The organism is Bradyrhizobium sp. AZCC 2262 (genome assembly GCF_036924535.1).
In the GTDB taxonomy this organism is placed as follows: domain Bacteria; phylum Pseudomonadota; class Alphaproteobacteria; order Rhizobiales; family Xanthobacteraceae; genus Bradyrhizobium.
The window spans coordinates 6,793,267-6,819,707 of sequence record NZ_JAZHRT010000001.1; the positions used below are offsets into that span (position 1 = coordinate 6,793,267).

A 26,441-nucleotide genomic window follows, 5' to 3' on the forward strand; every position below is an offset into this window, starting at 1 on the left:
CTCCAAGTTATGCTCGGACGGCCTTCATCTTCGGCCTGCGCGCGTGGAGTGTGGCCAGTGACAGTCAATCGCAAACCCTGCGGACTGTATCGGTTCGCGGCAGGTACGGATTGCAGACGGCTTCCCTTACGTGAAGAAGATCCACTTCTGTTGCATGGCGCTATACGCAGCTCATGGATGTACTTCGAGATCGTATCGGGCTCTATCCAGACTATGGACAAGCTCTACAACACCCAACTAACTCCTGCGCAGCCTCGGAACATGGTCGCTATAGCGCTCGTTGTGCTGGCGATAAGCTTCATGCTAGCCGCGCTGGGTCGCGGACTGAGTGAGAGCTTCACGGTCTTTTTGCTTCCGATATCGACCGCCTTCGGCTGGGATCGCGGCCAAGTCGTTTCGATCTATTCTTTGGCAGCATTAACCAGTGGGTTGGTCTCCCCCTTTGTTGGGAGGCTGTTCGACCGCTCGGGACCACGCGCCGTGTTTGCGGTTGGTCACATCGCGCTCGGCGGCGCGTTCCTGGTAGCGGCGTTCGCAGTGCGTCTTTGGCAGCTCCAATTTGCTCTCGGCTTTTGTGTCGGATTGGGCATAGCGGCCACCGGCGTAGTGCCGGGATCGATCCTGCTCGGACGCTGGTTCGGTCCACGGCTGCCGACAGCAATGTCAGTGATCTATTCAGCCACCGGTGCCGGCGTTCTGGTGATGCTGCCGTTATCTCAACTCATGATCGATCAATTGGGATGGCGCGACGCATATATGGTTTATGGTTTTGGCGTCCTGCTCGTCCTGCTTCCGCTGCTTCTGCTATTGCCCTGGCGCAGGTTCTCCGCCGGTGCACCCGACCGGGTCAAGCCTCAGGCAATCATCTCCTCCGAGGACGGTTGGACACTCGCGGCAGCGGTGCGCCATCATGCTTTTTGGGCATTATTCGCCACCTTCTTCTTCACCGCCATTGGCATGTATTCGATTGCCGCACAGATCGTCGCTTACTTGATCGACGTCGGATTTCCGCCACTCCAGGCGGCTACCGCCTGGGGCTTTAGTGGCGTGGTCTTGTTGCTCGGGATGCTCTCGATTACTTGGCTCGATGGAAAGATTGGCCGGCGCTCATCCGTCCTGTTCAGCTATGCCATTTCGATCGTCGGCATTGGACTGCTCTGGCTTCTTCAATTTTACCCAAATATTGCAGTTCTTACTGGGTTTGTGATCTGTTTTGGCAGCATGATCGGATCGCGCGGTCCTCTACTGACCGCTACTGCTCTGAACATTTTCCATGGCCGGCATGTCGGAACGATCTACGGCACGATCGCCATCGGAAGCGGCCTCGGCTCGGCGCTTGGTTCATGGAGCGGCGGGCTCATCCATGATTTTACCGGAAACTACAATGCTCTCCTCGCCTTCGCGCTGGTCAGCGTCATCTTCGGGATGCTGCCTTTCCTGCTTGTTCGCGCTTTGCGCTGACGCGCGAGCCACGACCGGCATTAGATTTATGCGTATAGCCCGCTGTGAGTTTGCCTCAGGTCACGCTTCAGGATCTTGCCGGCTGTGTTGCGCGGGACCTCCGGCACGAACACGACCCGCTTTGGCTGCTTGAAAGGTGCCAACGTTGTTCGAACATGCTCGAGGATATCCTCTTCGCTTGCTTGCTCGGCGTCCCTAAGCACGACGAAGGCCGTGACGGCCTCAATCCACTTCGGGTGCGGCAAGCCGACTACAGCGACTTCCCGGACCGCGGGATGGGTGAATATCTCCTCTTCCACCTCCCGGCTCGCAACGATCGTGCCGCCGGTCTTGATGATATCCTTCACCCTGTCAACGATGGTGATGTAACCCTCTTCATCTGCAATGCCGACGTCACCGGAATGGAACCAGCCACCCGCAAACGCCTCTTGCGACAGCTCTGGCTCACGCCAGTAACCTGTCAGCAGTTGGGGCGACCTATGAACGATCTCGCCCCGGGTGCCGGGTGGCGCATCGTTCATATCGCCGTCGACAACGCGAGTTTCCACGTTGAAGATCGGCCTGCCGGCGGAAGCCGGTCGTTTCTCGTGCTCCTCGGGACGAAGAACCGTCGCGAGAGGTCCGATTTCGCTCTGCCCATAACAGTTAAATGGTTGAGCACCTGGCAAGCGCGCGCGCAATTCGGCCAGCACGGGCACCGGCATGATCGACGCACCGTAGAAGACATGCTGCAGTGAAGAGAGATTTCTCTGTTCGAAGTCACCGCTTCGTAACAGGCCGATCCATACGGTCGGCGGCGCGAAGAACGAACTAATCCGATGCTCCTCGATCAAACGGAGACAGACTTCGGGCTGAGGCGCATCAATGAGAAGGGTCGCCGCGCCAACCAGAAGCTGAGGCATGGTGAAGACGTGCATCTGAGCCGAATGATACAGGGGCAAGGCGGCGAGACAGCGGTCGGTGTCTCGGAAGCCGAGTTCAATGATGCAGCTGCCATATTCGGCCAGTAATGCGCGATGCGTCATCATTGCGCCCTTTGGCGCGGCCGTGGTGCCCGACGTATATAGCAGCTGCACGACGTCTTCATCTCGGACTTGCTGGCCTAGTTCTGCCGAGATCGCGAGCGAGGCATCCTGGGCGGTGCGGAGAATGTCGAAATCCGCCTCTCCAGCAAACGTACCGACCAGTTGCAGTCTTGACTGACCGCCAAGAGCTTCGCGTGCTCTGCCTTCGATATCCGGATCGGCGAACAATGCACTCGGGTCCGAATTGCCCAGGATGTAACTCAATTCGCGTCCGACCAAGGCGTAATTTAGCGGCACGTGAATGAAACCAGCCCGGACGCAAGCCAACCAAAGGATCAGGAAGGCATCCGAGTTTCGTCCATACGCTGCAACACGGCCACCTGGCTGAACCCCGGCGCTCTTCAATCGTGTGGCCACACGATCGGCTGCATGGACAAGACCCGAGAAAGACCAGTTTCGGCCGGCGAACGAGAGGGCGGTTCGATTCCCGAAGCGGCGGTCGGCTCTCGACAGCGCATCACTGATCGTATTGCGTCCGGCTCTCGCCCCGAGCTGTGACTGTTCCACAACTAATTCCCTATTTTGCCGCATGGCCGAGACGTTTCATCGTCTACCCAACAGAACATCATCTCGTAAAAAGGCGCCCGGTCTGGGTGATCAGATCCGGGCGCAGTGCGCCGAGCCACAAGCGAGGAGGTGATCATACCCGCGAAACCGCAGGCTAGATCGAGAGAACCGTATCTCGTGGCCCGGCAAGAGCCTTTTCGAAGCGGATAAGTTTCGGATCTCCCGGGTTTCTTGCCACGGCGAAACCCATGCTTTTGGCGAGCCGGATAATACTGTTGTTCGAATAAAGCGCGTCACCGAAAATCCGTGCTGCGCCCAACCTTGAGACATGCGCTTCGATCGTCTTCACGAGCGCCCTGCCGAAGCCTATATGCTGCAATGAATCGGCGATCGACAATCCGAACTCGACGCTCGCGCACTCCTTGTCGTGCGCGAAGCGGGCTTCGCCGACGATACTTTCGAAACCATCGCCGATGGTTGTTACCAGAACGGTGAAACGAGATTCGTCGTCATTACGAACGAATCGATCAAGCTCGGCCGGCGGCAACTCGCTAAGGCCTACCAGGAAGCGGTTATGACGCGATTGGGGCGACAGAGAACGGAAGTAAGCTTGTAGCTTCTCTCGATCCCGTGGATCGGCAAACCGGAGGAGTGCTACGCTACCATCGTTAGCGCGCAGTGGTGCCCCATCGAAGACTCGAATGTTCTTTCGGGCGCCCGAGTGCGCATCACGGCCAGCAAGGACCGGTCGAAGCTCGTCAGTCAGCGAACCATTCGCGTGGGACGCGCCTAACCGTCGAGGGTCAAGATCGAACAATCGCTCCACCCTCTCCAAACGAGTATATCGGCGCAGCGGACGGATCACGGTCCTCGCCGAGGAATATCTCACCTCAACCAGGTCAAGAAATGTATCGGAAATATTCGAATTTCGACGTGCGCTTTATCGCAGACCGCGATCCGACAAGAGGACGTGGCAGCCAATGCAATTATGACGTCACTTTCGAAGCGACAGCCACCGATCCAGGCATGAAACGGTCACGAGAACGCCGAACGAGATCAACGATGAAATCGCAGGTTACCCGAATACGGGCGATATCCTTCATATCCGAATGAACGATCATCCAGAGCGTTCGTATCAGAGCAACCTCTTTCGGCAGCACACGCACGAGACGATCGTCCGAATTGGCAATAAAACACGGTAACACGCAGAGCCCCGCTCCGGCTGCCGTCGCCTGCCACTGCGCCACCAACGTCGAACTTCGGATGCGGGGTTCAATCGATTTGCATATCTCGGCAAGGTATTCGATCTCTGGCGTGTAGATCAGATCCTCGATGTAGCTGATGAACGGAACCCGCGCGAAATCGTCCGGCTTCTCGATATTTTCCCAAAGTTCCGGTGCCGCTTTGGCGGCATAAACGCCCCATTCGAAGTCGGTCAATTTGCGACCGTGGAGCCTCCCCCGGGGGGGACACGACAGCGCGATGGCAATGTCGGCTTCTCGTTTTGAAAGGCTGAAGACGCGTGGGATGGCGACGATGTCCAGTTCGAGTTCGGGATGCGCAGCCGAAAGCTTCCCAATCGCCGGGGCGAGAACGGTCGTGCCGAACCCGTCAGGCGCACCTATCCGTACGGCACCGGATATCCTTGAGCTCTGCGTGAATTCCTGGTCGAGCGAAACGATCGAACTTTCGATGATTTCGGCGCGAGACAGCAGCTGCTCGCCCTGCGGCGTCAGGGAATAACCGGCCACACTGTGATCGAAGAGTTTCGCACCCAGTGAAGTCTCAAGCGACGCAAGTCGACGGCTGAGCGTAGAGTGATCGATACGCAGTTGCTGCGCACCGGCAGTCAACTTGCCGGCACGTGCTACGGCCAAAAAGGATCTTATCAGGTCCCAATCGAAGGGCTGACCCATGCGATTTCACACACACCGACACGAAAAAATTTCGTCATCTATGCACTCAAACCGCCGTTACACAAGTCCGTGAACGACATCTAGCCACTAGGGGCGACATACAGCCGCCTGCTTTACGCATCGACTGCAGCTCCACGCTCAAGGAGCGAGTGATCTTCATGATTATATTACGGAGTGTGCTCGAAAACTGGACCCGGCTGGTCTTGATTTTTCGAGAACCAACAGGCGGTTAGCTGAAAATGCATCTCGCGGAAAGCTGTGCCATCACCGCGCCCCGTTGCCTTCGATGGCTGCATCCCGAGCCAGGTTACTGCGGTGCGGCAAGTTGCCGCCCGCAGCGGACCGAAGTCAGCCTGCAATGTCGAAGCTGAACTATTCCGCACGTGGTACGTCGAAGAGGCCCGACGTCGCGTACCGGTCGCCGGTGTCGGCCAAAAGAACTGCAACCGTCTTCCGACCATTTCAGGACGGTCGAGAATGGTCAGTGCCGCGTGGATCGCGGCGCCAGACGACACGCCGGCCGATATGCCCTCACGTCTTGCGAGACGACGTACCGCCGCGAAGGCATCCTCGTTCGATACTGGAAAAATCTCGTCGACCAGACCTCGATCAAACAGCGGCGGGACAAAGCCGACACCGATCCCGGGAATGCGATGCTGGCCAGCGCAGCCGCCGGAGAGTACGGCAGAATCCTTCGGTTCCACCGCAACTATGCGAATGTCGGGGCACCTCTCTTTCAAGACGCTTGCTACGCCCATGAGGGTGCCGCCGGTTCCGACGGCCGCAACGAAGACGTCGATCTGCCCGTTTGAATCGGACCAGATCTCTTCAGCCGTCGTCCGCCGGTGCACGTCAACGTTCGTCCGATTGTTGAATTGATCGATCAAGAACGCGCCCGGAATCTCCCGCTGCAGCTCCTTTGCTCGTCGAACCGCGTCCGCCATCAACATTCCGGGCGTCAATCTGACATCTACGCCGAGATGCCGGAGCAGTTTGGCGCGTTCCTCCGACATCGTCTCAGGCATGACGAGGATCAAGTGGTAGCCCTTGACGGCCGCGGCTGAAGCGAGGCCGATTCCCGTATTGCCGGCCGTCGCCTCGATGAGGGTCGCACCCGGCGCGATCAGCCCGCGCTCCTCGGCGTCCTCGATCAAAGCCAAGCCGACACGGTCTTTCACGCTGCCACATGGATTACGCATCTCCAGTTTGGCTAGCAGTCGATTAGGCCGGTCGGCGGCCAGCCGCTTTAGCTCCACTAACGGCGTCCGGCCGACGGTGCGAGTTACATCCTCATAGATCATGGCAGTCGGCTCCAGCACTCGCAAAAAAGCGAGCTGACGTCGGTTGGCATATCCGATGTTCGATCCCCCTCGCCAGCTACGGACCGGTACAATTTGGACTTACTGTCCGGTACATCTTGGACTTACTGTACCTGCTATCGATGGTGGACACTTCAGCGATCGAGATCGGAAATCTGCTTCGGTCGGTCCAATCGCCTGTCTTGTGTGCCGGAAATGCGTGGACGGCGCGGATGACCTTCAAGACTTTGTAGTAGTCCTAGGGATATCTAGATTGCTGAGGCGACGTAACCTGCATGACGCACATGTCATGGATCATCCGCCCATGCGGGACCACGCCATTCCGGAGCCGGCTATGGCGGGCGCGGACGATCGGCCGGTACCGTGACGCGAACTACGATCGGCTCCTAGGTTGCCGCCCGATCAACCGGCGCAAGTAGCCGATCATCCTTGCAAACGTTGTTCGACATGTCCGAAGTACGCGAAGGAATTTGCAGGGAACTCCTTCAATGTGCATCGGAACGTCGTACGCAGAAACTCGAACGGCCAACCGCCGAGACTAATCCGGCAGACTCCGACAGCCGCAAGCTCCGTCACCGACGGACACCCTGGCCACATCATGACGTTAAGGGGTAGCTCGATGGCGCCGCTTAGTTTTTCAACGAGTGTCAACTGAGTGAGACCGGGGACAAACAGACCACTGGCTCCCGCATCCTGATAAAGCTTCGAACGGCGTATCGCTTCGTCGACAAGAGATTCGGTCTGCGTCTTCGCGAGCAGCATCCCGTCGAATCGGGCGTTGATGAAAAGAGGCAAGTTGTATTCCTCGGCCGCTGCCCTCACCCATGATATCCGCTCACAATGCTCCTCGGCGCTGGCCAGCTTTCGCTGCCCTTGCACCAGACCGTCTTCAAGATTGATTCCAACGGCTCCCGCTTCCATCACGAGCCGGATACTCTCTTTCACCTTCTTCCGTGACTCACCGAAGCCGGCTTCGAAATCCACGGATAGCGGAACGGAAACGACCCGGCTCATGTCTCGCACCCTCGCGATCACGGTTTGTCGCAAGACGATCTGCCCATCCTTGAACCCTAACGATTCCGCAACGGCGTGGCTGCTGGTCGCAATAGCTTGGTGACCCGCTGCCGCGCATTCGATTGCAGACCACGCATCCCATGCGTTTACGAGAACCAGCGGTTGATGCTTCTTGTGCAGCTGAGCGAATTGTGCCGCCAGCCTCCTCTGCTTGTCGTCGATCAAAACCGCCATGGCGACCTTCCTATCAGGGAATTGATCCTGCTTGCTTCAACCATGCTGCCCAAATTCATTTGACGGCAGCCGGAAAGATCATGCAGGTCTCGCTTCCGTGAGCTAGCAGCTTTCCGCGCTCATCGAGCAGGACTCCTTCGCTCGTCGCTGTCCGGCCCCCACGGTGAATGACCTTGCCTTCGCATCGGACGATTCCAGTTGCCGGGAAGACCGGCCGCACGAAACTTATCTTCATCTCGAGCGTGGTGTAGTTTTCGCCGGCCTTCAGCGTGGAGTGAACGCAATACGCCATGGCTCCATCGAGAATGGTGGAGGTCCAGCCACCCTGGATGGTCCCAACCGGATTGAGATAGGCCGCCGAGGGCTTGCCAATGAAAACCACACGTCCAAGCTCAATCTCAGCGAGATTGATGTCCATGGTTTCCGAATAGGGAGCTCGAGGATGCCGGCCATTCAGCATACCGCGGAGGAACGAAAGGCCGTCTTCCGCCATCAACGTGTCGAGCGTGACGACACCCACGTCTTTCTTCAATTGATCATCCTTCATCGACATTGGTCCATATTCAAACTTCCTCCTTTGCCCGGAAGCATGCCGCGCCTTCTTTCGCCGCTGGAATGAACCCCCACTGCGTTAGAACTGGCTCTCCGCCAGCGAGAACACGGTGCGGCCTGCATCCTTCAGCGGACCGATCCGCGCGAGCTCGGGCGGAAGAATGACTTCCACGAAGAAACGGGCCGTGATGATCTTCGCTTCGAGGAAGGCGGGGTCCCCGTCGCCCGAAAGCAATTTGCTGTGAGCCGCAAGCGCTCCCTTCGCGAGCAGCCACCCGCCGATCGCCGTGCCGGCGAGGTTGAGATATGGCGTGGAGCCAGCCAGCGCCGATTGCGGGTCCGCCTTGGCGGACTTCACTATCCATTCAGTGGCGTTTCCGAGAACATCCGCTGCCGTTATGATTCCGCTGCGGATTGCCGCAATATGCTCGTTTTGGGCTTTTTCCATCTCGTTGGATAACGCCCGTATCTCGTCGATCAGACGCCGCATCGCCTCGCCGTCGTCCTTCGGCACCTTCCGGCCAACCAGATCGCGCGCCTGGATGCCGTTCGTGCCCTCGTAGATGGGCAATATCCGAGCGTCCCGAAGATGCTGAGCGGCTCCCGTCTCCTCGATGAAGCCCATTCCGCCATGGATCTGAAGTCCCATGGAGGCGATTTCGTTGCCCAGGTCGGTAGACCACGCTTTCATGATGGGGATGAGGAGATCGACTCGGTCTTGCACCGTTCGCGCTGTGTCGCGGTCCGGCAACTTCAACGCCTTGTCGATACCGGCGGCGACATAGTAGCCAAGGGCCCTCATGGCTTCGATCTTTGCTCTCATGGTCATGAGAGTACGCCGGACGTCGGCATGTTTTACGATGGCGACCGGCTTCGGGTCCGCGCTGCCGTCCTCCTTGGATTGGACGCGGACACGGGCGAAGTCCGCGGCCTGTTGGTAGGCACGCTCGGCGATGGCAAGGCCCTGGATACCCACCAGCAGCCGCGCGTTGTTCATCATCGTGAACATGTACGAAAGGCCGCGCCCTTCCTCACCAACCAGATAGCCGACCGCGCCGCCGTCGTCGCCATATGACATCACGCAGGTGGGAGTCGCATGAATTCCGAGCTTATGCTCGAGTGACACACAACGAAGATCGTTGCGATGGCCGAGCTTTCCGTTGGCGTTCACGAGAAATTTGGGCACCACGAACAGCGAGATTCCGCGTACGCCCGGTGCCGCATCGGGAGTGCGAGCTAAAACCAGATGCACGATGTTCTCGGCCATATCGTGCTCGCCATAGGTGATGAATATCTTCTGGCCCTTGATCAGATAGTGATCACCGTTCTTCAGGGCTCGACTCTTGATCTGGCCGAGGTCTGAACCTGCCTGCGGCTCGGTGAGATTCATCGTCCCGGTCCACTCGCCGGATATCATCTTGGGAAGGAATGTCGCCTTCTGCTCGGCCGACCCGTGATGAGATATGGCGTCGATCGCACCCTGCGTCAGAAGCATCACCAGCCCGAAGCTAAGGCTTCCTGCCTGCCACATCTCCTGCACGGTCGTGGCCAAGAGCCACGGCATTCCTTGACCGCCGAATTCGGGATCAAACGGCAACGAGTTCCAGCCGGCGTCGACGAACTCCTTGTAAGCGGCAGCGAAGCCAGGAGCGGTCCGAACGACTCCGTTTTCCAATCTGGCGCCAACTTTGTCGCCCTCGCGGTTCAAGGGAGCGACAGCGTTACGGGCGAACTTGGCCGCTTCCTCAAGGATGGCGTCAACCGTATCGTCGGTTGCGTGCTCGTAGCCAGGCAGACTGCTTACCTGCCCGATTCCGGCGACTTCGCGCAACGTGAACTTTATATCGGCGAGCGGCGCGGTGTAGGTCATTCAGTCCTCTGAAATCCTGGTTTTCTTTGAAGTTGTCGACAAATGAGCTCGAGTCTGTTTCACGATCCGTCGCGAAGTCTGCGTGCGATGATGACGCGCATGATCTCGTTCGTACCTTCGAGGATTTGGTGCACCCGCAGATCCCGCACGATCTTTTCGACCCCGTATTCTGCGAGATAGCCGTAGCCGCCGTGCAATTGGAGTGCGTCGTTCGCTACCCTGCCGGTATCGGTAGCGAAGCGCTTGGCCATCGCGCAAAGCTGGGTGGCGTTGCCATCCTTGCGATCGAGCGCGGCGGCGGCCCGTCGGAGCAGCGTGCGAGCAGCCCCCAACTCGGTAGCCATATCCGCCAGCTTGAACTGCAACGCTTGAAAGTTCCCCGATCTTGCGCCCGAACGCTGTTCGCTCCTCGACATAGGCGATCGCCTTATCGAGGGCAGCCTGAGCCCCACCAACAGAGCATGCGCCGATGTTCAATCGCCCTCCATCGAGGCCGGCCATGGCAAATTTGAAGCCGTCGCCCTCCGCGCCAAGCCGATTTTCGCCAGGGATGCGTAGATTCTCGCAAACCACCTGGCGCGTCGGCTGGGCATTCCAGCCCATCTTCCGTTCGTTGCCGCCGAAGCTGAGCCCGGGCGTCCCCTTCTCCACGACGAACGCCGAGACGCCTCGGGGGCCGGTGTCTGCCGTTCTCGCCATAATCACATAGACGTCAGACGCTCCGGCGCCTGAAATGAACTGTTTGGACCCGTCCAAAATGTATTCGCCGCCGTCGCGGATCGCTCGCATCTTCAGCGCCGGGGCATCTGAACCTGCGGACGGTTCAGTCAGGCAATAACTCGCCAGAAGTTCCATCGTACAGAGGCGCGGTACCCATCGAGCGCGCTGCTCGTCGCCACCGAAGCGATCGATCATCCAGGTCGCCATGTTATGGATAGAAAAGTAGGCCGAAATCGTCGGACATCCTTCGGCCAAGGCCTCGCAGATGAGGGTCGCATCAAGCCGGCACAGTCCACTGCCGCCATGCTTCTCTCCGATGTAGATGCCCCCGAAGCCAAGTTCGGCGCCGCGCCGAAGTACGTCGATCGGAAAGTGCGCCTCACGGTCCCATTCGAGCGCCTTGGGAGCCAGTTCGCTTCGTCCGAAATCCCGCGCCAACTCGTAGATGGCACGCTGATCATCACTCAAGCCAAACGACGGCACCACATCACCTGCCATCGTTACGTCCATAGCTAACCTCCCTTCAGCTGACCCGAAAGGGTCAGCCATCGTCAACGACGACCTCCGAACGCATCGCGCATGAAGTATGGTCTGGGTTCTTGGAGGCTCTGCGACGGTACTCGCAGCGCACACTGGCTGTGATGCCACAGCCGCCTTGCTCCCGGTCGCGCACTTCTTCGACGCGCGTATGGCTTTCCGATCGGTTCGATTTTATCTTCTATCTGGCACGAACTGATCGCGTTGCTGTATGCGATTTTTCCCAATTTCGAGGCGCAAGAATTCGCAGTGATATTCAAACATCCGCTCAAAATCAGTTTCAAACTTTGTAAGCGATGGAATTAGTCCGGCAGATCGACAACAATGATTGCTTCTCATCTGCGAGTGCGACTTACATGACCGATCTTCCCGACCAGATCCCAGAAGGCTTCGAACCTCATTTTCGCAAAGCTCCGTTCAGTGACCCGTGGGAGCCCGTTTATTCGAAGCGGACCGACAATTCTGTCACGATTGGCCTTCGCATCGCGAAGCCTCATACCAACGCCCGCGGCTTCACGCACGCCGGCTTGATCGCCGCACTTGCCGACAATGCCATGGGTTACAGTTGCGGCCAGGCGACTGGATGGACTACGTCCTACGTGACGGTCTCGATGGCCGTCGACTACATCGGAAGCGGTCAGATCGGCCAATGGCTCTCGGTCGAGGGCGAGGTGATCAAGACGGGAAGCACGCTCTGCTTCGCACAATGCCTTGCAAAGGCCGATGGCAAGGTGATTGCTCGCGCCAACGCGACTTTTCGGGTCGTACCGAAGCCGACGGAATGGCCGACCAAATCGTGAGGCAGCTCCGCGCTCTTGGGCCCGCTTGCGCCCGCCGGTCCGGCCTGCTGGAGGCTGCTGAGTTCTAGAGCTTGGTTCGACGGCCGGAACAGGAAACGAATCTGTCCCGCGAGCGCCGCACTTCTTCGACGATGAAGTCGCACGTAATCTGGATACGCTCGATATCCTTCATGTCCGAATGTACGATCATCCACAGCGTGCGGCTGAAGATGGCCTCGTTCGGCAGCACCTGGACCAGGCTCTCGTCGCGCCCCGCAAGAAATCGGGGTAGAACGCACAGACCGGCCCCCGCTCTTGCCGCCTGCAACTGCGCCACCAGGCTCGAACTGCGGATTTGCGGGGTGATCGACTTGCAGATCTCCGGCAGGTAGTCCAGCTCGGGCGTATAGAGCAGATCCTCGATATAGCTGATGAAGCGAAGACCCGAGAGATCATCCCTGCTTTTTACACCCTCCCAAAGAGAGGGCTCCGATTTTGCGGCGTACACGCCGAAATCCAGATCGGTCAGCTTCCGCCCGTGAAGCCGGCCCTTTGGCGGGCAGGCGAGCGCAAGCGCAATATCAGCTTCTCGCTTCGACAGGCTGAAGACAGCAGGCATAGCTACGAGATCTATTTCGAGCTCGGGATGCGCGGCGGCCAGCTTGCCGATCGCCGGCGCCAGCACTGTCGTGCCGAATCCGTCCGGCGACCCGATCCGCACGGCGCCGGAAATCCGGGAGCTCTGGCCAAACTGGCGATCGAGCGACAGGATCGAGCTCTCTACGGTTTCGGCACGGCTCAGCAATTGCTCGCCTTGGGCAGTCAGGGAATAGCCCGTCACGCTGTGATCGAAGAGCTTTGCACCAAGCGACTTCTCGAGCGTTGCGATGCGGCGGCTCAACGTTGAGTGATCGATACGCAGGTGCTTGGCGCCGACCGTAAGTTTGCCGGCACGCGCAACGGCCAAGAACGACCTGATCAGATCCCAATCGAACGGTTGCCCCATGCGAATCCACACACACTAAAAATGGAATAATACCGCTTCAACTGGTCAGCTAACGTATGTACGCACTAGCTAGTTGTGAAGCGACGCGAAACAGTAAGGGAGAGCACGTTACACCGCAATTCCGCACACCACCGTTTTCTGCAGCAACTGTACCTATCGCTTGCCCCGTACAGTCCCAACCAAAAGCCAGCCAGTTAGTGCGCAGCGAGACGAACGAGAGCGCGCGCCGCGGCATCTTATGCCAGCAGAGGTGTGAGCATGACGACCAATCCGTCGGTCATGTCGCGGGCTGCGCGCTCGGGTCGATCAGCTGCTGCGCAAACCAATGCGGCTTCCAGCAGACTGCCAGCGACAAGATGGCCAATAGCTTTCGCTTGCGCTTCACTCAGTCGCTCTTGCAATCTCGCTTCCAGGGCGCCGCGCGTGAGCGTCGAAAAGTGGGCGTTGTCTATCGCACGCCATCGTTCCCAGCCAAGAATTGCTGGTCCATCGACGAAAAGAATTCGCTTCGCATCAGGTGCCACTGCCGCAGTAAGATACTTGTAGATACCCCGCGCAAAGCTATCAGCCAAGGTCTTACCCTTCCGCGCGGCTTTGCGAACTTCGACAGCGATCTCGCTCTGAATCGCATCTACCAGTCGATCCAGTACTTCTTCCTTCGAGGAGAAATGATGGTAGACCGCCCCTTTAGCCACGCCCGCTTCGACAGCGATCGCATCGACGCTCGTCTCGGCGAACCCTCGAGAGGCAAACAGGCCGCGTGCAGCGTCCAATATCGCTTTGACTGTCGCAATCCGCCGTTCGCTCTGCGCGATCATGATGCCGTAGCCCCGATTGACAAACCGACTATAAGTCGGTTATTAGCCGACCGCAAGTCGGTATATTACACGCAACGGCGAGGTAGAACAAATGGCGCAATTTTCCGCGACCCTATGCTTTACGGGCCTCCTGCTGTTCCTGTTCGGCCTGGTTCTAGGCTTCGGCGTTCCGGCTCTTGCGAGCCCGCGTCTGGCTGTTGCTGCCCACGTGGCCGGCATGCAGAGCGGCGTCGCTCTGCTGGCTATAGGCCTCTTATGGCCCCATTTGCACTTCTGGAACGGATGGTCGGCGCCGACTGCTCATGCATTGTGGGTTTCGCTCTACGTAATTTTCGTTGCCCAAGCTATGAGTGCTGTCTGGGCGGCCGGGCGTTCGCTCCCCGTCGCCGGCGGCGGCACGCGCGGCCTACCGTGGCAGGAGTCGCTCGTCCACGCGTTGCTCGTTATTGGGTCAATTGGCACCACCGCGGCAATCGTCGCGATCCTGCTGCAATGGATCTGGGCGGGGTCCTAGCAAGCAGGACGGACCTTGCAACTTCGGTCAGCGGCATCGCGTTGAGTAGTGACACTTGTCGATTGCCGTCCAATGCACCGCATCTTTCGGAATTTCATCGACTTGCTGGCGGATGCGGACGATGCTGAAAGCTTTGCGGAGGCGATGACGTCTGCTGCGACCGCGCTCGAACTATCGTGCTTCGCCTACCTTGCGCTTCCAGGTAAATCAGGAAGCAAGCCGCGCCTGATTTCAACATATCCGAAGGAATGGACGTCTCACTATCTGCGGTGTCGCTACGAACTTATCGATCCAGTCATCACTCAAGCCCTTCAGTCAGCTGAGCCCTTCCAGTGGGGAGGCGACAAGCCGTCGACATTGCCGACCTCTGTCCACCAACGGTTTTTTGACGAAGCGGCTCAGTTCGGCATTCGGCGAGGCTTTACGGTCCCCATTCATGACGGACACGGACCGATTGCTGCTCTGACTTTCGCAACGTGCCAGCGCGACCTCCCCTTCGAAAAGTGCGTGAAGTCACAGGGGCGAGTGCTTCAGCTCATGGCAATGTATTTTCATGCTCATGTTCGCAGAAAGCTCGCGAGCGAACACAACATCGCGGGTGTGCTTTTGTCAGCTCGCGAATTCGAGTGTTTGGAATGGGCTTCGCGCGGAAAAAGCGCGTGGGAGATTGGCCTCATCCTGGGTATCTCACGCAATACAGTCGCTTCTTACCTGGAGAACGCGAAGAGAAAGCTTGGTGTCCGGACGGTCGTGCAGGCTGCAATGCACTTGGTCGCTGCAAACAAACAAAAGCAAAATTAGGACGACGCCCCCCTACAACTACAGGTAATGAGATAGGTCAGGAATCTTGCTTCAAAGGAGACGACAGAAACTTTGGAGGGAATATGATTCAGCTGATCACACAACGTTCATATGGGGCATTTTCCAGCACACTCGTTGACATGCATCGGCTGCGGTATCGGGTTTTCAAGCTTCGCATGGCTTGGGACGTGCATACCAGCGGCGACATGGAGATGGACGACTTCGATGCACTGAACCCGACCTACCTGGTTCAGCTATCTGACAAAGGTGCCATTCAGGGATCCGTACGACTTCTTCCCACACTCGGTCCGAATATGCTCCGCGACACCTTTCCGGGACTCCTTGACGGCGAGCCCTCTCCCTCCTCGCCCTTGATTTGGGAGAGCAGCAGGTTCGCGATCGATTTGGCGGCGGACGCTCCAAAAGGAGATCATGGTATCGCCAATGTCACCTATGAGCTGTTTGCGGCAATGGTCGAGTTCGGCATTTCGCGTCAACTAACTGATATCGTCACTGTCACCGATGTCCGAATGGAGCGAATCTTGCGGCGCGCCGGCTGGCCCTTGCGGCGCATCGGGGCACCTTCCACAATCGGCAAGACCCAGGCCGTGGCAGGTTACCTTACGGTCTCGGATGCGGCTTTATCGAACCTCCGTAAAGCTGGCGGACTTTCGGCGCCAGTTCTTTGGTCGCCGGTCATCTTCGCGGCCGCCTAAAACGATTTGCGCCCACGCAGGACACGTGCGTCCCGGCGTAGCGCACTGGGGCGCCTTGTCTAGTCGCCCGTGAAGAATCCTGGATTTTCAGGCTGGATTGACCCCGGGGAAGGTGGCGATGATTTGCCACAACAAGAGCCTGAGCCAGCAGATCAGGCGGCGGAAGTTATAGCCGACGGCGGCGAGGACGGCGTTGATGGCGTCGCCTTCACGATGCCAGAGGTAGTTGCGGCCCATGCGGTGCTCGGATTTGAGGTGGCCGATGACCGGCTCGACGGCGGAACGCCGTCGCAGCTGGCGCTTGATCTGTGGCGTCACCCGCCGTTTCTGTCCTGAGATGAACACCCTGAACTTGTAATCGGGCGGGGCGTTGTGGCCGCGATAGCCCTTGTCGAGGAGCGCGCGCTCGATGGTGTTGCCGATCAGCGCCTCCATCTCGGGGATGACGGTTGCAAGTGTGTGGCCGTCATAGGGGTTGCCGGGCAGCGCCTTCACATGGCTCACGAACTGCCCGCCCTTGGCGTGCGCCAGCGTAGTGGCGACCGAGACCTTGACGCCGAACTCGTAAGGCCGGTGCGCCTTGCCCTTGCCGATGCATTCCACCTCCGGCGCGTGCAGCGAGTAGAGCTTCGGGCCACGCTGGCGCTGCTTCTGCTCGAGCACTTGTCGCGCCCGCGCCAGCATGCGCTCCAACACGACCCCCCCGAGCAAGTCGGCGTTGCCGCCGAGTTTGCGGCCTATGTCGCGGATGATGCGGCCGAGATAGATTTTGAGCTTCTTCAAGGCTCTGTTGGCGCGCTTGAACTGCTTGGCGTGGGCATAACGCTGGTGCTTGATCAGCGCGAACTTGCCCACCCTGGCATAGGACTGGCGCAGCTTGACACCATATCGCTTCGCCAGCCGGACCAGGATCTCGCGGGCGCGGTTCAGCAGCCTGGCATCGGTCGGGAACATCACGTTCTTGGGCTGCACCGTCGTATCAATGATGACCCGATTAAGGTCGGCCGGTTTGATCGCCTCGGTCTTGCTGGCCACCGCAAGGCTCTCCTGCAGCAAGGCCTGCAACTTCTCCTCGCCCATCCGCTGTCGCCAGCGCGTCAGCGAAGAGCGATCGAACACCAACCGGTGCTGGAAGAACTCCTCGCCGCAGAAGAACTGGTAATAGGGGTTCTCCACCCAGCGCTCGCACAACACCTCATCAGAGAGGTCGTAGGTGTGCTTGAGGATCGCGAGTCCCGCCATCAGGCGGGTCGGTAATGGCGGCCGGCCCGGCTTGTCCTCATAGACCGCCCCGAACCGCTGCTCCAGGAACGACCAGTCGATCGTCTGTGCCAGCTTCACCAGCGGGTGGCCCATGTCGATGATCGCGTCCAGCCGCGAGCGCAGAAGATCGGCTTGTCCCGTCTCTCGTCGTTCCCTTGGTCGCATCGCTCCCTCCGATGCGATGACGGAATCACGGCTCGCGATTCGACGGAATCCTCAAAAATGAAATTGCAAGCTTTTGGGCAGTCAAAGCCCCAAAGCTTGCAATCTCAAAGCCAATCTCGCCCGGAAAATCGATTCTTGATCAACCGCTTGGATGGTTCTTCACGGACGACTGTCTAGTGGATCGCTAGCGAGCCACGAGCATGACGAGACGTGAAAGCAAGAATAATATTCGGCATGCAGCAAAAGACATCGACTTGCAGCAACTTCGGCTAGTTGTTGCCGCTTGCGACTATGGGAGCTTTCGACGAGCTGCCGAAGCGCTCTCAATCAAGCACACCGCCGTGAGCCGGTCCATCGGACAACTTGAGCATCTGGTTGGGACTTTGCTGTTCGAGCGATCGAGCGGAGGGATCAAGCCCACTCTTGCCGGTCGCGCCGTCCTGCGAATTGCGCGGCTGATCTTGGAACAGGTGGATACGCTAGTTGAAGCAGGAATATCGAACGGCCGCGGAGAGTCCGGTCACCTTACGATGGGCTTTTATACGTCCATTTCTACCGGTAATTTGCGAGCGACCTTGGGAGAGTTCAAGAAGCGTCTTCCGCAGATCGAATTGGCAACCACGGAGCGCTCTCGCCTCCGCCTGATGACTGCCCTTCGCAGCGGAACCGTCGATGTGGTCGTCAGTCCAGGACGTCTGCTTTCGAAGGATACCAAGACACGGCCGCTCTGGAGCGAAAGAATCCTGGTATCGCTGCCTCAGGATCACGGCCTTGCAGCGCGTGAGATCATCTACTGGACTGATCTGCGTAACGAAACAATTCTGCTAAGTCGGTATGATCCGGGACGAGAACTCGAAGATTTGCTGATCTCGAAACTTGTGTCGCCCGAGGATCGTCCCAGGATCGCGCGCCATGACGTTGGCCGAGGCATCATCAAGAGCCTTGTCAGCATCGGCATGGGGCTTAGCCTCGTGATGGAGTCGGATATTGGAGCGAGCTTCACCGGCCTGGTATACCGGGAACTGATGGACGGAGCCGGACCAAGCCGGTTGGACTTCTACGCGCATTGGCGCGATGACAATGAGAATCCGGCTCTCAAGCGCTTCCTCAACTTGTTAGCAGAACGCTATCCCTCACCTCCGCCGGCAGGCAAAGAGTGACTGGCACGTCTCGCCTTTGCGAACCCACGGTCTGTGGCCATGAAACGCGTCAACATGGGCGCGATCAGCTTCGCGGGATCGATACGCTGCCCACTTCCGCCCGCCATGGCCTCTGCATAGGTGACGAGATCCCGGTGTACTGCTGCTGGAAGGTCAATGGTGACCTTGACCGGCTTGTCGTCGGGCAATGCTCCAATCTTAAGCTTCGTCATTTCACCCCCTGTACGGTTCGAGAACAAGATCGCGGTTGACGACAATGCGAATGGGAAATCCAGGTCGTACAGTCAGAGTTGGCTGGATGTTGAGACTGCGCCGGACGACTTGTTGTCCAGTTTGGTTCAGAGAGTCGGAGGCGCCGTGTCGTAGTGCCTGGATGATTGCACTATCGTTGCTGTTGGTGTCCGAGCCAGCACCTAGTTCAGTCCCGACCGCTAGAAACGTCGATAAGGCCGCGGCCTTGAATAGTTCACCCCAGTGGTTGTCGACCTGGTCCTCAAGGCCCGCATAGCCACCCACATCGGCGCCAGGCTGCCGCTCGAGGACGATGGAACGTCCATTGGGCATGATCAGCCGCGTCCAGACCAGCAGCACGCGTGACTGGCCGAAAGCGACCTGACTGTCGTACACCCCGATCAGACGCGCCCCCTGAGGCACGAGCAAAAATCGCCCGGTCGGCGTGTCAAAGACATTCTCGGTCACTTGCGCCGTGATCTGGCCCGGAAGATCCGACCGAATCCCGGTGATCAACGCTCCCGGAACAACGGTTCCAGCTTGCATGATGTAAGGTGAAGCCGGCTTTGCGACACGGTCCGGGCTCACTGTTCGGCGATCCACCGATGCATTGACGAACGCGAGTTTCCTGTCCTGGCTGTTCTGCGCAGATCCTTCGTCACTATTAGTGGTCGCGATCGAAGAAGCATTGCGATCGCTTGTTTGGGCCACAGCACCGGGCAGGCGCACCGCTCCCCCGCTAGCAGAAGCGAACAAATGGCTCACGCGGGCCGCTTCGGTTTCCTGATCCCGACGTTGCTGTTCCGGATCCAGAGCCGTGGCGCCGATCGGCGGTGGCTGGCCCTGCGCGGCAAGAATCGGCCGGCCAAGGTCGCCTGGCAGTGGTGGGCCAAGCTGCGGGATCGATTGACGTGGAACACCCGTGTAGTCTTTGGGCAGCGTCGTTATGCCGTCGGCTACATTGTGGTGGTCGGTGCCATAAAGCTCTTCAGCCGCCTGATTTCGGGACCGGTTACCTTGCAATGACCACAACACAGTTCCGCTGATAACAAGCAGGGCAATCGCGCTTCCTCCGGCGAGCACTTTCCTGGACAGCCGTGTCACGCGTGGATGTTCCGCTCTCAAGCGGAAGCTGTTGGACTGTTCGACGTGGACCTCTGGCGAGACCGCTTGCTCACGATCGCTTCCATTCACGGTGTTCATGACGACGGTCTCCCGTCGGTCCTGACGATCCTGACCTTTTGCTGGTGCTGACCGCCGATCCGGAGTTCAGCGGCCGCAAACAACCGGTCGACGATCAAGACGTTGCCGTAGGCGCGATAATTGACGAGCTCGGTCTTTCCATCAGACCCGATGACGAAGAGCGGAGGCATCTCTCCTTGTACAATTCCCGCCGGAAATTCGATATAGACCTTACGGCCATCGTCATATGCAGCGAGCGGCCGCCAGGGCGGGCTGTCTCCTTCGATGGCGTAGCGCGAGATGCGCTGCGCTGGATCCGGCAGAGCGGGTCGCAAGGGAACTGAACGCACTCGTTCGCGCACAGTTTCCGGATAGTACCATGCAACAGATGGCATGTATGGCCGCTCGCGGGAGCGAAGTTCAATCAGGTAGGTACGCCGATCGGTATTGACGACGAGGTTGGTCTCGACCGATGCGCGGGTCGGCTTGACCAGGATATGGACCCGTCGCGTATCCCCGCTCCCACTTTCGGTATCTCCCACCACCCAACGCACGGTATCGCCGGCGGCGATGGGTCCTGATCCTGTCAGTTGTTCTCCTTCTTCGAGCGCGATATCTGTGATCTGCCCAGGTGCGGCGTACACTTGATAGAGCGCGCCCGGGCTGTAGGCATAGACTTGCGCCGCATTGAAGTAGCCCCGTTTGCGAGGTTCGACCCGAGCTGCGCTGTTCGCCGTCTCGACACGAGACGCCGGTTCGGACTCCTCCTTCACCCCCGACTTGCCGCCGAGAGCCGGTTTCCAGAGCGGCGGAACGTGAAGCGGCCGCGTCTTGTCGTCGAAAGCCACGGGCGGAGGCGGTAACGGCGGAACCTCAGCATCATAGCTGATCTGCGGTGGTATGTAGGTCGCGCAGCCAGTGAGTGCCGACGAACAAAGTATGAGCGCGGACAGAAGAGCTCGCTTCGAGGCCACAAACTCGAACCACGACGAATTCACGATGGGGTTCGCAATGGGACGATTCGAACGAGGATCGGAGAACATCTTGATCACTGACTCAACTCCTTCGACCAGTTGATGGCGCGGACGTAGACGCCAAGAGGATTCTTGCGCAGGCGCTCGGCGTCGCGCGGCGTCTCGATCACGATCGTGAGAATTGCGGTCCACCGCTCGGTCGAGCTCAACGAACCGTTGTCATAGGTGCGCTGGGTCCAGGCAATCCGAAAGCTTTCCAACGATGCGCGAATGACGCTGGAAACTTCCACGGAGATTTGTGCCTTGCCCAGTTTCGCGAAGGGGTCATTGTTGCGCGCATAATCGTTGAGTGCAGCCGCACCGCGATCGGTCGTAAAATCATAGGCCCGGAGCCAATTCTGGCGCAGAACGATGCCATCGGCCGGCAGGCCTCTGACATCCTCGATAAAGCGCGCCAGATGGTAGGCGATCTGCGCGTCGGTCGGTTGATACTCGAAGTTGGCTGGTGCCACCCTCTGGGCCTGGCCAAGATGATCAACTTCGACCACCCAAGGCGTGATCGAGCCTTGATTCGATTGCCAGACAAGACCGGCGGCCAGGCTACCGGACAGCAAAAGGCAGCCGAACGCCATGAGGCGCCAGTTCTTGGCTTGCACGCGCGCCGATCCAATGCGCTCGTCCCAAACCTGAGCTGCCTTCTGATAAGGCGTGACCGGCTCGGGCATGCGCCCGTAGTGAACGGAAGATCGTTTGAACATAGATAATTGCCCCTGAGATGACCGGATTTAAATCGTGCGGTGCGCGGGCTTGAGAAGCCGTAGCCTCGCGGGTGCCGCGTGCGGAAGGCTCGTCTGGATCAGCGTTCTCCTTCGGACAAATCGACGGAAGAGCCGCCACCGCCCTGGTCGCCGGAACGCACCGCGTGGCCGGCCGCTGACGCGCCATGCCGAACGGTCTCGGCACGCTTCATACGGCGCGCCCAGTCGGGCTGTCCTTCGGCCGAAGTGCTCGCAACCTGTTCTCCCGCCTGCGGAGTTCCGCCGAACGCGGTCGCCGCGCGACGCAATGGATTCAAAGCGGCAGAACCAGCAGCCTCCGTGACGCCCGCGAGGCCACCGCTTCGATAGGCGGCGGATGCCCCGCTCAAGATCGCACCGCCGCCGCGCGCGGCGCCTGCCATCGCTCCACCGGCAAGACCGGCACCGCCAGCTGCAAGACCGGCGCCTGCCGCGACAACACCGCCAGCGGCCAAGCCCGTTCCAATCGCAGCTCCGGCACCTAGCTGCGGCCCGCCCGATATCAAACCGTTTGCAATACCAGGACCGAAGATGCCGAGCCCCAGCAAGGAGAGGGCGGCTAATACCAGTGTCATTGCGTCTTCGATGGTCGGCTGTCCGCCGCCGAAGCCTGCCGTGAACTGCGCGAATAGTGTCGATCCGATGCCTACGATGACGGCTAGGACCAAGACCTTGATGCCGGAAGATATGACATTGCCCAGAACTCGCTCGGCGGCGAAGGTCGTCTTGCCAAATAGACCGAAGGGAATGAGTACGAAACCGGCCAGCGTCGTAAGCTTGAACTCGATCAGGGTGACGAAGAGCTGGATCGCCAGAACGAAGAACGCGAGCAGCACCACGATCCACGCAAACAAGAGAACGACGATCTGGACGAAGTTCTCGAAGAAGCTGATGTAACCCATGAGGTTGGAGATCGAGTCGAGCATCGGCCTGCCGGCATCGAGACCGACTTGTGCAATCTTTCCTGGTCGCAGAAAATCAGATGTAGACAGGCTTGCGCCGGACGCTTTCAACCCAAGGCCCGCAAAGCTCTCGAAGACGATGCGCGCCAGGCTGTTCCAGTTGCCAATGAGGTAGGCAAAGACACCCACGAAGAGCGTCTTCTTGACGAGGCGCGCGATGATGTCCTCGTCCGGTCCCCAACTCCAGAACAAAGCGGCAAGTGTGATATCTATGGCAGCAAGAGTTGTCGCAAGGTATCCGACATCGCCGCCCAAGAGGCCAAAACCGTTGTCGATATAACGCGTGAATGTTTCCAGAAACTGATCGATGATTCCGGTACCCGTCATGGCTTGCCCGCCTCAGGCGTCGCCGATTGCGGATATCCTTGGGGGACTCGGCTCTGATCCTTTGGGGTGGAAGTCGAGCCGACCGCATCATCATCGCCGCGAACCACGACACCGTCTTTCCTGCCAAGGAACCGACGCCGGTTTTCGGCCCAAACCTTCCTGCAGTGCTGATATCCCGTCGCTTCCTCCGAATTGAGCTGGCGGCAGCGCGCAAGTTCAGAGCCATTTTCCTCTGTCCTCTGCTCTGTCTTCTGCAGCGCAGGAGACTTGTCTCTTCCACGAAGCTGAAACGTGCACGCAGCAACGAGCAACACGCCGATTGTCGTAAGCAACGACACCGCCTTTAATGTCCTGACATGCGTCATTAGTGGAACATCTGCACGTTGGATGATTGATAGCCGAGGCCTGGTGTCAGGAAGCGGCGAAGCTGTTCGCGTCCCTGATCCTGGGCCGAGGCGCGCTGAGCTGCTTCAAGACTCTGCACCCTGCCCTGTGCCGTCACGACGGCGGTGAGGTCAGCGAATTGTTGCGCATTCAGCGCAAGAAGCTGATTGCCGGCCTGGGTCGCCTGAAGTGCGCCGCTAGCACCCTGGCTCGACGTCACGAGGGCGGATGTCTGGATGCGATTGGTATCGAGGTTGCCAACGATGCCGGCCTGAACACGAAGCGCGTCCTGCGTCGCGGCATAAGTATTCTGCCAACGTGATTGAGCGTTGGAGACCAGCGACTGGTTCGATTGGCTGCTGGTGGCTGGCGCGTAGCTGGTGGAGAACGCGCGATCGATCTGCTGCACATCGTAGGCGAGCCGCTGAGCCTGAGCCAGTAATTGCTGGGTCCGCTGGATCGAGGATTGCAGTTGCTGCAGCGATGAATACGGCAGGTTTGCCAGATTCCTTGCCTGATTGATCAGCATCTGAGCTTGGTTTTGCAGCGAGGTGATCTGGTTATTGATCTGCTGAAGCTCTCGAGCAGCGGTCAGGACATTCTGGACGTAGTTGTTTGGATCGAACACGATCCACTGCGCCCGTGCGGGCATCGTGCCGAGCGCCAGCACGACGGTGCCAACGCACGCCAACAGGCCAGGACGCCTCATGGTGATTTCTCCAGGTTCGAAAGATCAGGAATTAGGTCGATGGCCCAAGCGACGTCGCGATGCTGCAGCCAGGCCGGTACGAAGCCATCGGGTCCATGTTCGGCGAGTAGCTGCGCGATGGCAGCCTGGTCTGTCTTGGACGAGGCCGCCGTAAAGGCGAGCGCAATCTCCCCAAGGCCAAGTTCGAACATCCGGTTGCCGCGCCGGGATTGGCAATAGTAGTCCCGCTTGGGCGTAGCTCGGCTCAGAAGCTCGATCTGTCGGTCATTAAGACCAAAGCGGCGGTAGATCGCGGTAATTTGCGGCTCGATCGCCCGCTCGTTCGGTAGCAATAGCCGCGTCGGACAGCTTTCGATGATCGCCGGCGCGATCGCGGAGCCATCGATGTCCGAAAGCGATTGGGTGGCGAAGATAACAGACGCATTCTTCTTCCGAAGCGTTTTCAGCCACTCCCGCAGCTGGCCGGCAAAATCCTCATCGTCGAGTGCCAGCCAGCCTTCATCGACAATCAGAAGGGTGGGCCGGCCGTCGAAACGGTCTCCGATCCGATGAAAGAGATAGGCCAGCACGGCCGGGGCGGCGCTCGTACCGATCAGGCCCTCGGTCTCGAAGGCCTGGACCGAAGCCTCGCCAAGGCGCTCGAACTCGGCATCAAGCAAATGCCCAGACGGACCGCCCAGGCAGTAAGGTTGCAGGGCACGCTTCAGCGAGTTGGATTGAAGGAGAACTGACAGGCCCGTGAGTGTGCGTTCCTGCCTCGGTGCTGAAGCGAGCGACGTCAGCGCGGACCACAGATGATCCTTGACTTCCGGAGTAATCTCGATCTTTTCCCGTGCCAGGATCGCGCCGATCCATTCGGTGGCCCATCCGCGCTCGGAAGGATCATCGATCCAGGCTAACGGTTGCAGAGCGACAGGGCTTTCCTCCGCATCGGACAATGCACCGCCGAGATCATGCCAATCGCCATCCATGGCAAGCGCAGCTGCCCGGATCGAACCACCGAAATCGAACGCAAATACTTGCGAGTTCGGATAACGGCGGAATTGAAGCGCCATCAAAGCAAGCAGGACCGACTTCCCGGCTCCCGTGGGCCCCACCACGAGGGTATGACCGACGTCGCCGACATGGAGGGAGAACCGGAATGGCGTCGATCCCTCGGTCCTGCCAAACAGGAGCGGCGGACCCTTGAGATGCAGGTCTCTCGCTTCACCAGCCCAAACGGCCGACATCGGCATCATGTGAGCGAGGTTGAGGGTTGAAACGGGCGGCTGCCGCACATTGGCATACACATGTCCCGGCAGGCTGCCGAGCCAGGCCTCGACGGCATTGACCGTCTCGATCATGCAGGTGAAATCGCGGCCCTGAATGACTTTCTCGACCAGACGCAGCTTCTGATCGGCCGCGGCGGGATCTTTGTCCCATACTGTGATCGTTGCTGTGACAAAGGCCTGTCCGATCTGGTCCGAACCCAACTCCTGCAGGGCGGCGTCGGCATCTATGGCCTTGTTGTGGGCGTCGGTGTCGAGCAGCGTCGACGCCTCGTTGGTCATGACCTCCTTGAGAATGGCGCCAATCGATTTTCTCTTGGCGAACCACTGGCGACGAATTTTGGTGAGCAGCTTGGTGGCGTCGGTCTTGTCGAGCATGATCGCGCGGGTCGACCAGCGATACGAGAACGCTAGACGGTTCAAATCATCCAGTATTCCCGGCGTCGTCGCGCCAGGAAAGCCGACGATCGTCAGAACCCGCACACTGGCCGTACCCAGCATCGGCTCGAGCCCACCGGTCAGCGATTGGTCAGCCAACAGCGCATCGATATACATTGGAATTTCGGGCACGCGGACGCGATGGCGGTTGGTCGAAATCGTTGAGTGCAGGTAGGTCAGTGTGTCCTGATCATCGAGCCAGGCGCATTCGGGCATGAACCCCTCGACCAGCTGCAACACGCGGTTGGTTTGGTCGATAAATCCGCGCATTACCTCACGGACGTCTGCTCCAACAATGCGATCGCGCCCCTCATAAAGCAGTCGCTCCGCCCTGGCGGCTCCCTCCTCCGGAGGCAGATAAAGAAAGGTCAGGAAATAGCTTGATTCATAATGGGCGCCCGCCTCTTCAAAATGGGCCTTGCGTTCGGCATCGACCAGCGCTGATGCAATATCCGGAAAGGCATTTGGCGGATAAACGCCCGCTGAATGACGCTGCGCCTCAACGAACACCGCCCAGCCGGATCCCAGCCGGCGCAAGGCGTTGTTGAGACGACCTGCGACCGCAACAAGTTCAGCCGGTACGGCGCTGTCGAGATCGGGGCCCCGAAATTTTGCCGTCCGCTGGAACGAACCGTCCTTATTGAGGACGACCCCCTCGTCGACGAGGGCTGCCCACGGCAGGAAGTCGGCGAGACTCGCGTTTGAACGGCGATATTCAGCAAGGTTCATCAT

24 protein-coding genes and 1 pseudogene are annotated in these 26,441 nt (G+C 59.0%); 6 read left to right on the forward strand and 19 right to left on the reverse strand.

Translation table 11 applies throughout. The annotated features are described in order from the left end of the window. The first annotated feature begins 261 nt into the window (after positions 1 to 261). Positions 262 to 1,461, forward strand: coding sequence for an MFS transporter (locus tag V1283_RS31865; RefSeq protein ID WP_334393245.1), 1,200 nt, complete (start codon positions 262 to 264; stop codon positions 1,459 to 1,461). A gap of 26 nt (positions 1,462 to 1,487) precedes the next feature. On the opposite strand, the gene V1283_RS31870 is transcribed toward V1283_RS31865, so the two are convergent. The 8 genes and pseudogenes from V1283_RS31870 to V1283_RS31905 all read right to left on the reverse strand — a co-directional run bounded on the left by V1283_RS31870 (position 1,488) and on the right by V1283_RS31905 (position 11,176). Then, positions 1,488 to 3,053 (reverse strand): fatty acyl-CoA synthetase, encoded by a 1,566-nt coding sequence (locus V1283_RS31870; protein WP_334390596.1) that lies wholly within the window; start codon positions 3,051 to 3,053, stop codon positions 1,488 to 1,490. 154 nt (positions 3,054 to 3,207) lie between these two features. Continuing rightward, positions 3,208 to 3,870: a GNAT family N-acetyltransferase gene (locus V1283_RS31875; protein ID WP_334390597.1), complete on the reverse strand. Its 663-nt coding sequence runs from the start codon at positions 3,868 to 3,870 to the stop codon at positions 3,208 to 3,210. A gap of 169 nt (positions 3,871 to 4,039) precedes the next feature. Then, positions 4,040 to 4,969 carry a LysR family transcriptional regulator gene (locus tag V1283_RS31880; protein ID WP_334390598.1) on the reverse strand — a complete coding sequence of 310 codons (930 nt, stop codon included), beginning with the start codon at positions 4,967 to 4,969 and terminating at the stop codon, positions 4,040 to 4,042. Positions 4,970 to 5,136: 167 nt separating this feature from the next. After that, complete coding sequence (gene cysK / locus V1283_RS31885; RefSeq protein ID WP_334390599.1) at positions 5,137 to 6,270, reverse strand: cysteine synthase A; 1,134 nt, start codon at positions 6,268 to 6,270, stop codon at positions 5,137 to 5,139. Positions 6,271 to 6,711: 441 nt separating this feature from the next. Then, complete coding sequence (locus V1283_RS31890; RefSeq protein ID WP_334390600.1) at positions 6,712 to 7,536, reverse strand: isocitrate lyase/PEP mutase family protein; 825 nt, start codon at positions 7,534 to 7,536, stop codon at positions 6,712 to 6,714. A gap of 55 nt (positions 7,537 to 7,591) precedes the next feature. Continuing rightward, the gene (locus tag V1283_RS31895; RefSeq protein WP_334390601.1) at positions 7,592 to 8,089 is read right to left on the reverse strand and encodes a PaaI family thioesterase; all 498 of its coding nucleotides are present in this window, start codon (positions 8,087 to 8,089) and stop codon (positions 7,592 to 7,594) included. Positions 8,090 to 8,167: 78 nt separating this feature from the next. After that, positions 8,168 to 9,958: an acyl-CoA dehydrogenase gene (locus V1283_RS31900; protein ID WP_334390602.1), complete on the reverse strand. Its 1,791-nt coding sequence runs from the start codon at positions 9,956 to 9,958 to the stop codon at positions 8,168 to 8,170. A 59-nt stretch (positions 9,959 to 10,017) separates the two neighbouring features. Then, positions 10,018 to 11,176: pseudogene (locus V1283_RS31905) on the reverse strand (acyl-CoA dehydrogenase family protein). A 395-nt stretch (positions 11,177 to 11,571) separates the two neighbouring features. Here V1283_RS31905 and V1283_RS31910 point away from each other — a divergent pair. After that, positions 11,572 to 12,015, forward strand: a complete 444-nt coding sequence (locus V1283_RS31910; RefSeq protein WP_334390603.1) for a PaaI family thioesterase — start codon at positions 11,572 to 11,574, stop codon at positions 12,013 to 12,015. 64 nt (positions 12,016 to 12,079) lie between these two features. Here the strand turns inward: V1283_RS31910 and V1283_RS31915 are convergent, their stop codons facing one another. After that, positions 12,080 to 13,000, reverse strand: coding sequence for a LysR family transcriptional regulator (locus V1283_RS31915; RefSeq protein ID WP_334390604.1), 921 nt, complete (start codon positions 12,998 to 13,000; stop codon positions 12,080 to 12,082). A 236-nt stretch (positions 13,001 to 13,236) separates the two neighbouring features. Continuing rightward, on the reverse strand, positions 13,237 to 13,818 hold the full coding sequence (locus V1283_RS31920) for a TetR/AcrR family transcriptional regulator (RefSeq protein ID WP_334390605.1): 582 nt from the start codon (positions 13,816 to 13,818) through the stop codon (positions 13,237 to 13,239). A 91-nt stretch (positions 13,819 to 13,909) separates the two neighbouring features. Here V1283_RS31920 and V1283_RS31925 point away from each other — a divergent pair, with 91 nt between their 5' ends. The 3 genes from V1283_RS31925 to V1283_RS31935 all read left to right on the forward strand — a co-directional run bounded on the left by V1283_RS31925 (position 13,910) and on the right by V1283_RS31935 (position 15,849). Continuing rightward, entirely contained in the window at positions 13,910 to 14,332 is a 423-nt protein-coding gene (locus tag V1283_RS31925) for a hypothetical protein (RefSeq protein ID WP_334390606.1), read from the forward strand. Positions 14,333 to 14,404: 72 nt separating this feature from the next. Beyond that, positions 14,405 to 15,133, forward strand: coding sequence for a LuxR family transcriptional regulator (locus V1283_RS31930; RefSeq protein WP_334390607.1), 729 nt, complete (start codon positions 14,405 to 14,407; stop codon positions 15,131 to 15,133). 83 nt (positions 15,134 to 15,216) lie between these two features. Next, the gene (locus tag V1283_RS31935) at positions 15,217 to 15,849 is read left to right on the forward strand and encodes an acyl-homoserine-lactone synthase (RefSeq protein WP_334390608.1); all 633 of its coding nucleotides are present in this window, start codon (positions 15,217 to 15,219) and stop codon (positions 15,847 to 15,849) included. An 87-nt stretch (positions 15,850 to 15,936) separates the two neighbouring features. Here the strand turns inward: V1283_RS31935 and V1283_RS31940 are convergent, their stop codons facing one another. After that, the gene (locus tag V1283_RS31940) at positions 15,937 to 17,277 is read right to left on the reverse strand and encodes an IS5 family transposase (protein ID WP_334387067.1); all 1,341 of its coding nucleotides are present in this window, start codon (positions 17,275 to 17,277) and stop codon (positions 15,937 to 15,939) included. Positions 17,278 to 17,477: 200 nt separating this feature from the next. Between V1283_RS31940 and V1283_RS31945 the strand changes: the two genes are divergently transcribed. Next, on the forward strand, positions 17,478 to 18,437 hold the full coding sequence (locus V1283_RS31945) for a LysR family transcriptional regulator (RefSeq protein ID WP_334390609.1): 960 nt from the start codon (positions 17,478 to 17,480) through the stop codon (positions 18,435 to 18,437). On the opposite strand, the gene V1283_RS31950 is transcribed toward V1283_RS31945, so the two are convergent. The 8 genes from V1283_RS31950 to trbE form a co-directional block, all read right to left on the reverse strand. Continuing rightward, positions 18,404 to 18,649: a DUF2274 domain-containing protein gene (locus V1283_RS31950; RefSeq protein ID WP_334390610.1), complete on the reverse strand. Its 246-nt coding sequence runs from the start codon at positions 18,647 to 18,649 to the stop codon at positions 18,404 to 18,406. The genes V1283_RS31945 and V1283_RS31950 overlap by 34 nt on opposite strands. 1 nt (position 18,650) lies before the next feature. Next, a complete protein-coding gene (locus tag V1283_RS31955; protein WP_334390611.1) occupies positions 18,651 to 19,871 on the reverse strand; it encodes a TrbI/VirB10 family protein in 1,221 nt (406 codons plus the stop codon). Beyond that, positions 19,868 to 20,893 (reverse strand): P-type conjugative transfer protein TrbG, encoded by a 1,026-nt coding sequence (gene trbG / locus V1283_RS31960; protein ID WP_334393246.1) that lies wholly within the window; start codon positions 20,891 to 20,893, stop codon positions 19,868 to 19,870. Before trbG ends, V1283_RS31955 begins: the two co-directional genes overlap by 4 nt. Before the next feature lie 5 nt (positions 20,894 to 20,898). Then, positions 20,899 to 21,582, reverse strand: coding sequence for a conjugal transfer protein TrbF (gene trbF / locus V1283_RS31965; RefSeq protein ID WP_334390612.1), 684 nt, complete (start codon positions 21,580 to 21,582; stop codon positions 20,899 to 20,901). 98 nt (positions 21,583 to 21,680) lie between these two features. Further along, the gene (gene trbL / locus V1283_RS31970) at positions 21,681 to 22,910 is read right to left on the reverse strand and encodes a P-type conjugative transfer protein TrbL (RefSeq protein ID WP_334390613.1); all 1,230 of its coding nucleotides are present in this window, start codon (positions 22,908 to 22,910) and stop codon (positions 21,681 to 21,683) included. Further along, positions 22,907 to 23,275 (reverse strand): putative entry exclusion protein TrbK-alt, encoded by a 369-nt coding sequence (gene trbK-alt / locus V1283_RS31975; protein WP_334390614.1) that lies wholly within the window; start codon positions 23,273 to 23,275, stop codon positions 22,907 to 22,909. The genes trbL and trbK-alt overlap by 4 nt, the downstream gene beginning before the upstream one ends. Beyond that, on the reverse strand, positions 23,275 to 24,003 hold the full coding sequence (gene trbJ / locus V1283_RS31980) for a P-type conjugative transfer protein TrbJ (RefSeq protein ID WP_334390615.1): 729 nt from the start codon (positions 24,001 to 24,003) through the stop codon (positions 23,275 to 23,277). The genes trbK-alt and trbJ overlap by 1 nt, the downstream gene beginning before the upstream one ends. After that, the gene (trbE, locus tag V1283_RS31985) at positions 24,000 to 26,441 is read right to left on the reverse strand and encodes a conjugal transfer protein TrbE (RefSeq protein ID WP_334390616.1); all 2,442 of its coding nucleotides are present in this window, start codon (positions 26,439 to 26,441) and stop codon (positions 24,000 to 24,002) included. The genes trbJ and trbE overlap by 4 nt, the downstream gene beginning before the upstream one ends.

What these genes read in the sequence shown, in the direction of transcription:
- V1283_RS31865 (WP_334393245.1), top strand. Translation starts at nt 262, where the DNA reads ATGGTCGCTATAGCGCTCGTTGTGCTGGCGATAAGCTTCATGCTAGCC.
- V1283_RS31880 (WP_334390598.1), bottom strand. Translation starts at nt 4,969, where the DNA reads ATGGGTCAGCCCTTCGATTGGGACCTGATAAGATCCTTTTTGGCCGTA.
- cysK (WP_334390599.1), bottom strand. Translation starts at nt 6,270, where the DNA reads ATGATCTATGAGGATGTAACTCGCACCGTCGGCCGGACGCCGTTAGTG.
- V1283_RS31890 (WP_334390600.1), bottom strand. Translation starts at nt 7,536, where the DNA reads ATGGCGGTTTTGATCGACGACAAGCAGAGGAGGCTGGCGGCACAATTC.
- V1283_RS31895 (WP_334390601.1), bottom strand. Translation starts at nt 8,089, where the DNA reads ATGTCGATGAAGGATGATCAATTGAAGAAAGACGTGGGTGTCGTCACG.
- V1283_RS31900 (WP_334390602.1), bottom strand. Translation starts at nt 9,958, where the DNA reads ATGACCTACACCGCGCCGCTCGCCGATATAAAGTTCACGTTGCGCGAA.
- V1283_RS31910 (WP_334390603.1), top strand. Translation starts at nt 11,572, where the DNA reads ATGACCGATCTTCCCGACCAGATCCCAGAAGGCTTCGAACCTCATTTT.
- V1283_RS31915 (WP_334390604.1), bottom strand. Translation starts at nt 13,000, where the DNA reads ATGGGGCAACCGTTCGATTGGGATCTGATCAGGTCGTTCTTGGCCGTT.
- V1283_RS31920 (WP_334390605.1), bottom strand. Translation starts at nt 13,818, where the DNA reads ATGATCGCGCAGAGCGAACGGCGGATTGCGACAGTCAAAGCGATATTG.
- V1283_RS31925 (WP_334390606.1), top strand. Translation starts at nt 13,910, where the DNA reads ATGGCGCAATTTTCCGCGACCCTATGCTTTACGGGCCTCCTGCTGTTC.
- V1283_RS31930 (WP_334390607.1), top strand. Translation starts at nt 14,405, where the DNA reads ATGCACCGCATCTTTCGGAATTTCATCGACTTGCTGGCGGATGCGGAC.
- V1283_RS31935 (WP_334390608.1), top strand. Translation starts at nt 15,217, where the DNA reads ATGATTCAGCTGATCACACAACGTTCATATGGGGCATTTTCCAGCACA.
- V1283_RS31940 (WP_334387067.1), bottom strand. Translation starts at nt 17,277, where the DNA reads ATGCGACCAAGGGAACGACGAGAGACGGGACAAGCCGATCTTCTGCGC.
- V1283_RS31945 (WP_334390609.1), top strand. Translation starts at nt 17,478, where the DNA reads ATGACGAGACGTGAAAGCAAGAATAATATTCGGCATGCAGCAAAAGAC.
- V1283_RS31950 (WP_334390610.1), bottom strand. Translation starts at nt 18,649, where the DNA reads ATGACGAAGCTTAAGATTGGAGCATTGCCCGACGACAAGCCGGTCAAG.
- V1283_RS31955 (WP_334390611.1), bottom strand. Translation starts at nt 19,871, where the DNA reads ATGAACACCGTGAATGGAAGCGATCGTGAGCAAGCGGTCTCGCCAGAG.
- trbG (WP_334393246.1), bottom strand. Translation starts at nt 20,893, where the DNA reads ATGTTCTCCGATCCTCGTTCGAATCGTCCCATTGCGAACCCCATCGTG.
- trbF (WP_334390612.1), bottom strand. Translation starts at nt 21,582, where the DNA reads ATGTTCAAACGATCTTCCGTTCACTACGGGCGCATGCCCGAGCCGGTC.
- trbL (WP_334390613.1), bottom strand. Translation starts at nt 22,910, where the DNA reads ATGACGGGTACCGGAATCATCGATCAGTTTCTGGAAACATTCACGCGT.
- trbK-alt (WP_334390614.1), bottom strand. Translation starts at nt 23,275, where the DNA reads ATGACGCATGTCAGGACATTAAAGGCGGTGTCGTTGCTTACGACAATC.
- trbJ (WP_334390615.1), bottom strand. Translation starts at nt 24,003, where the DNA reads ATGAGGCGTCCTGGCCTGTTGGCGTGCGTTGGCACCGTCGTGCTGGCG.
- trbE (WP_334390616.1), bottom strand. Translation starts at nt 26,441, where the DNA reads ATGATGAACCTTGCTGAATATCGCCGTTCAAACGCGAGTCTCGCCGAC.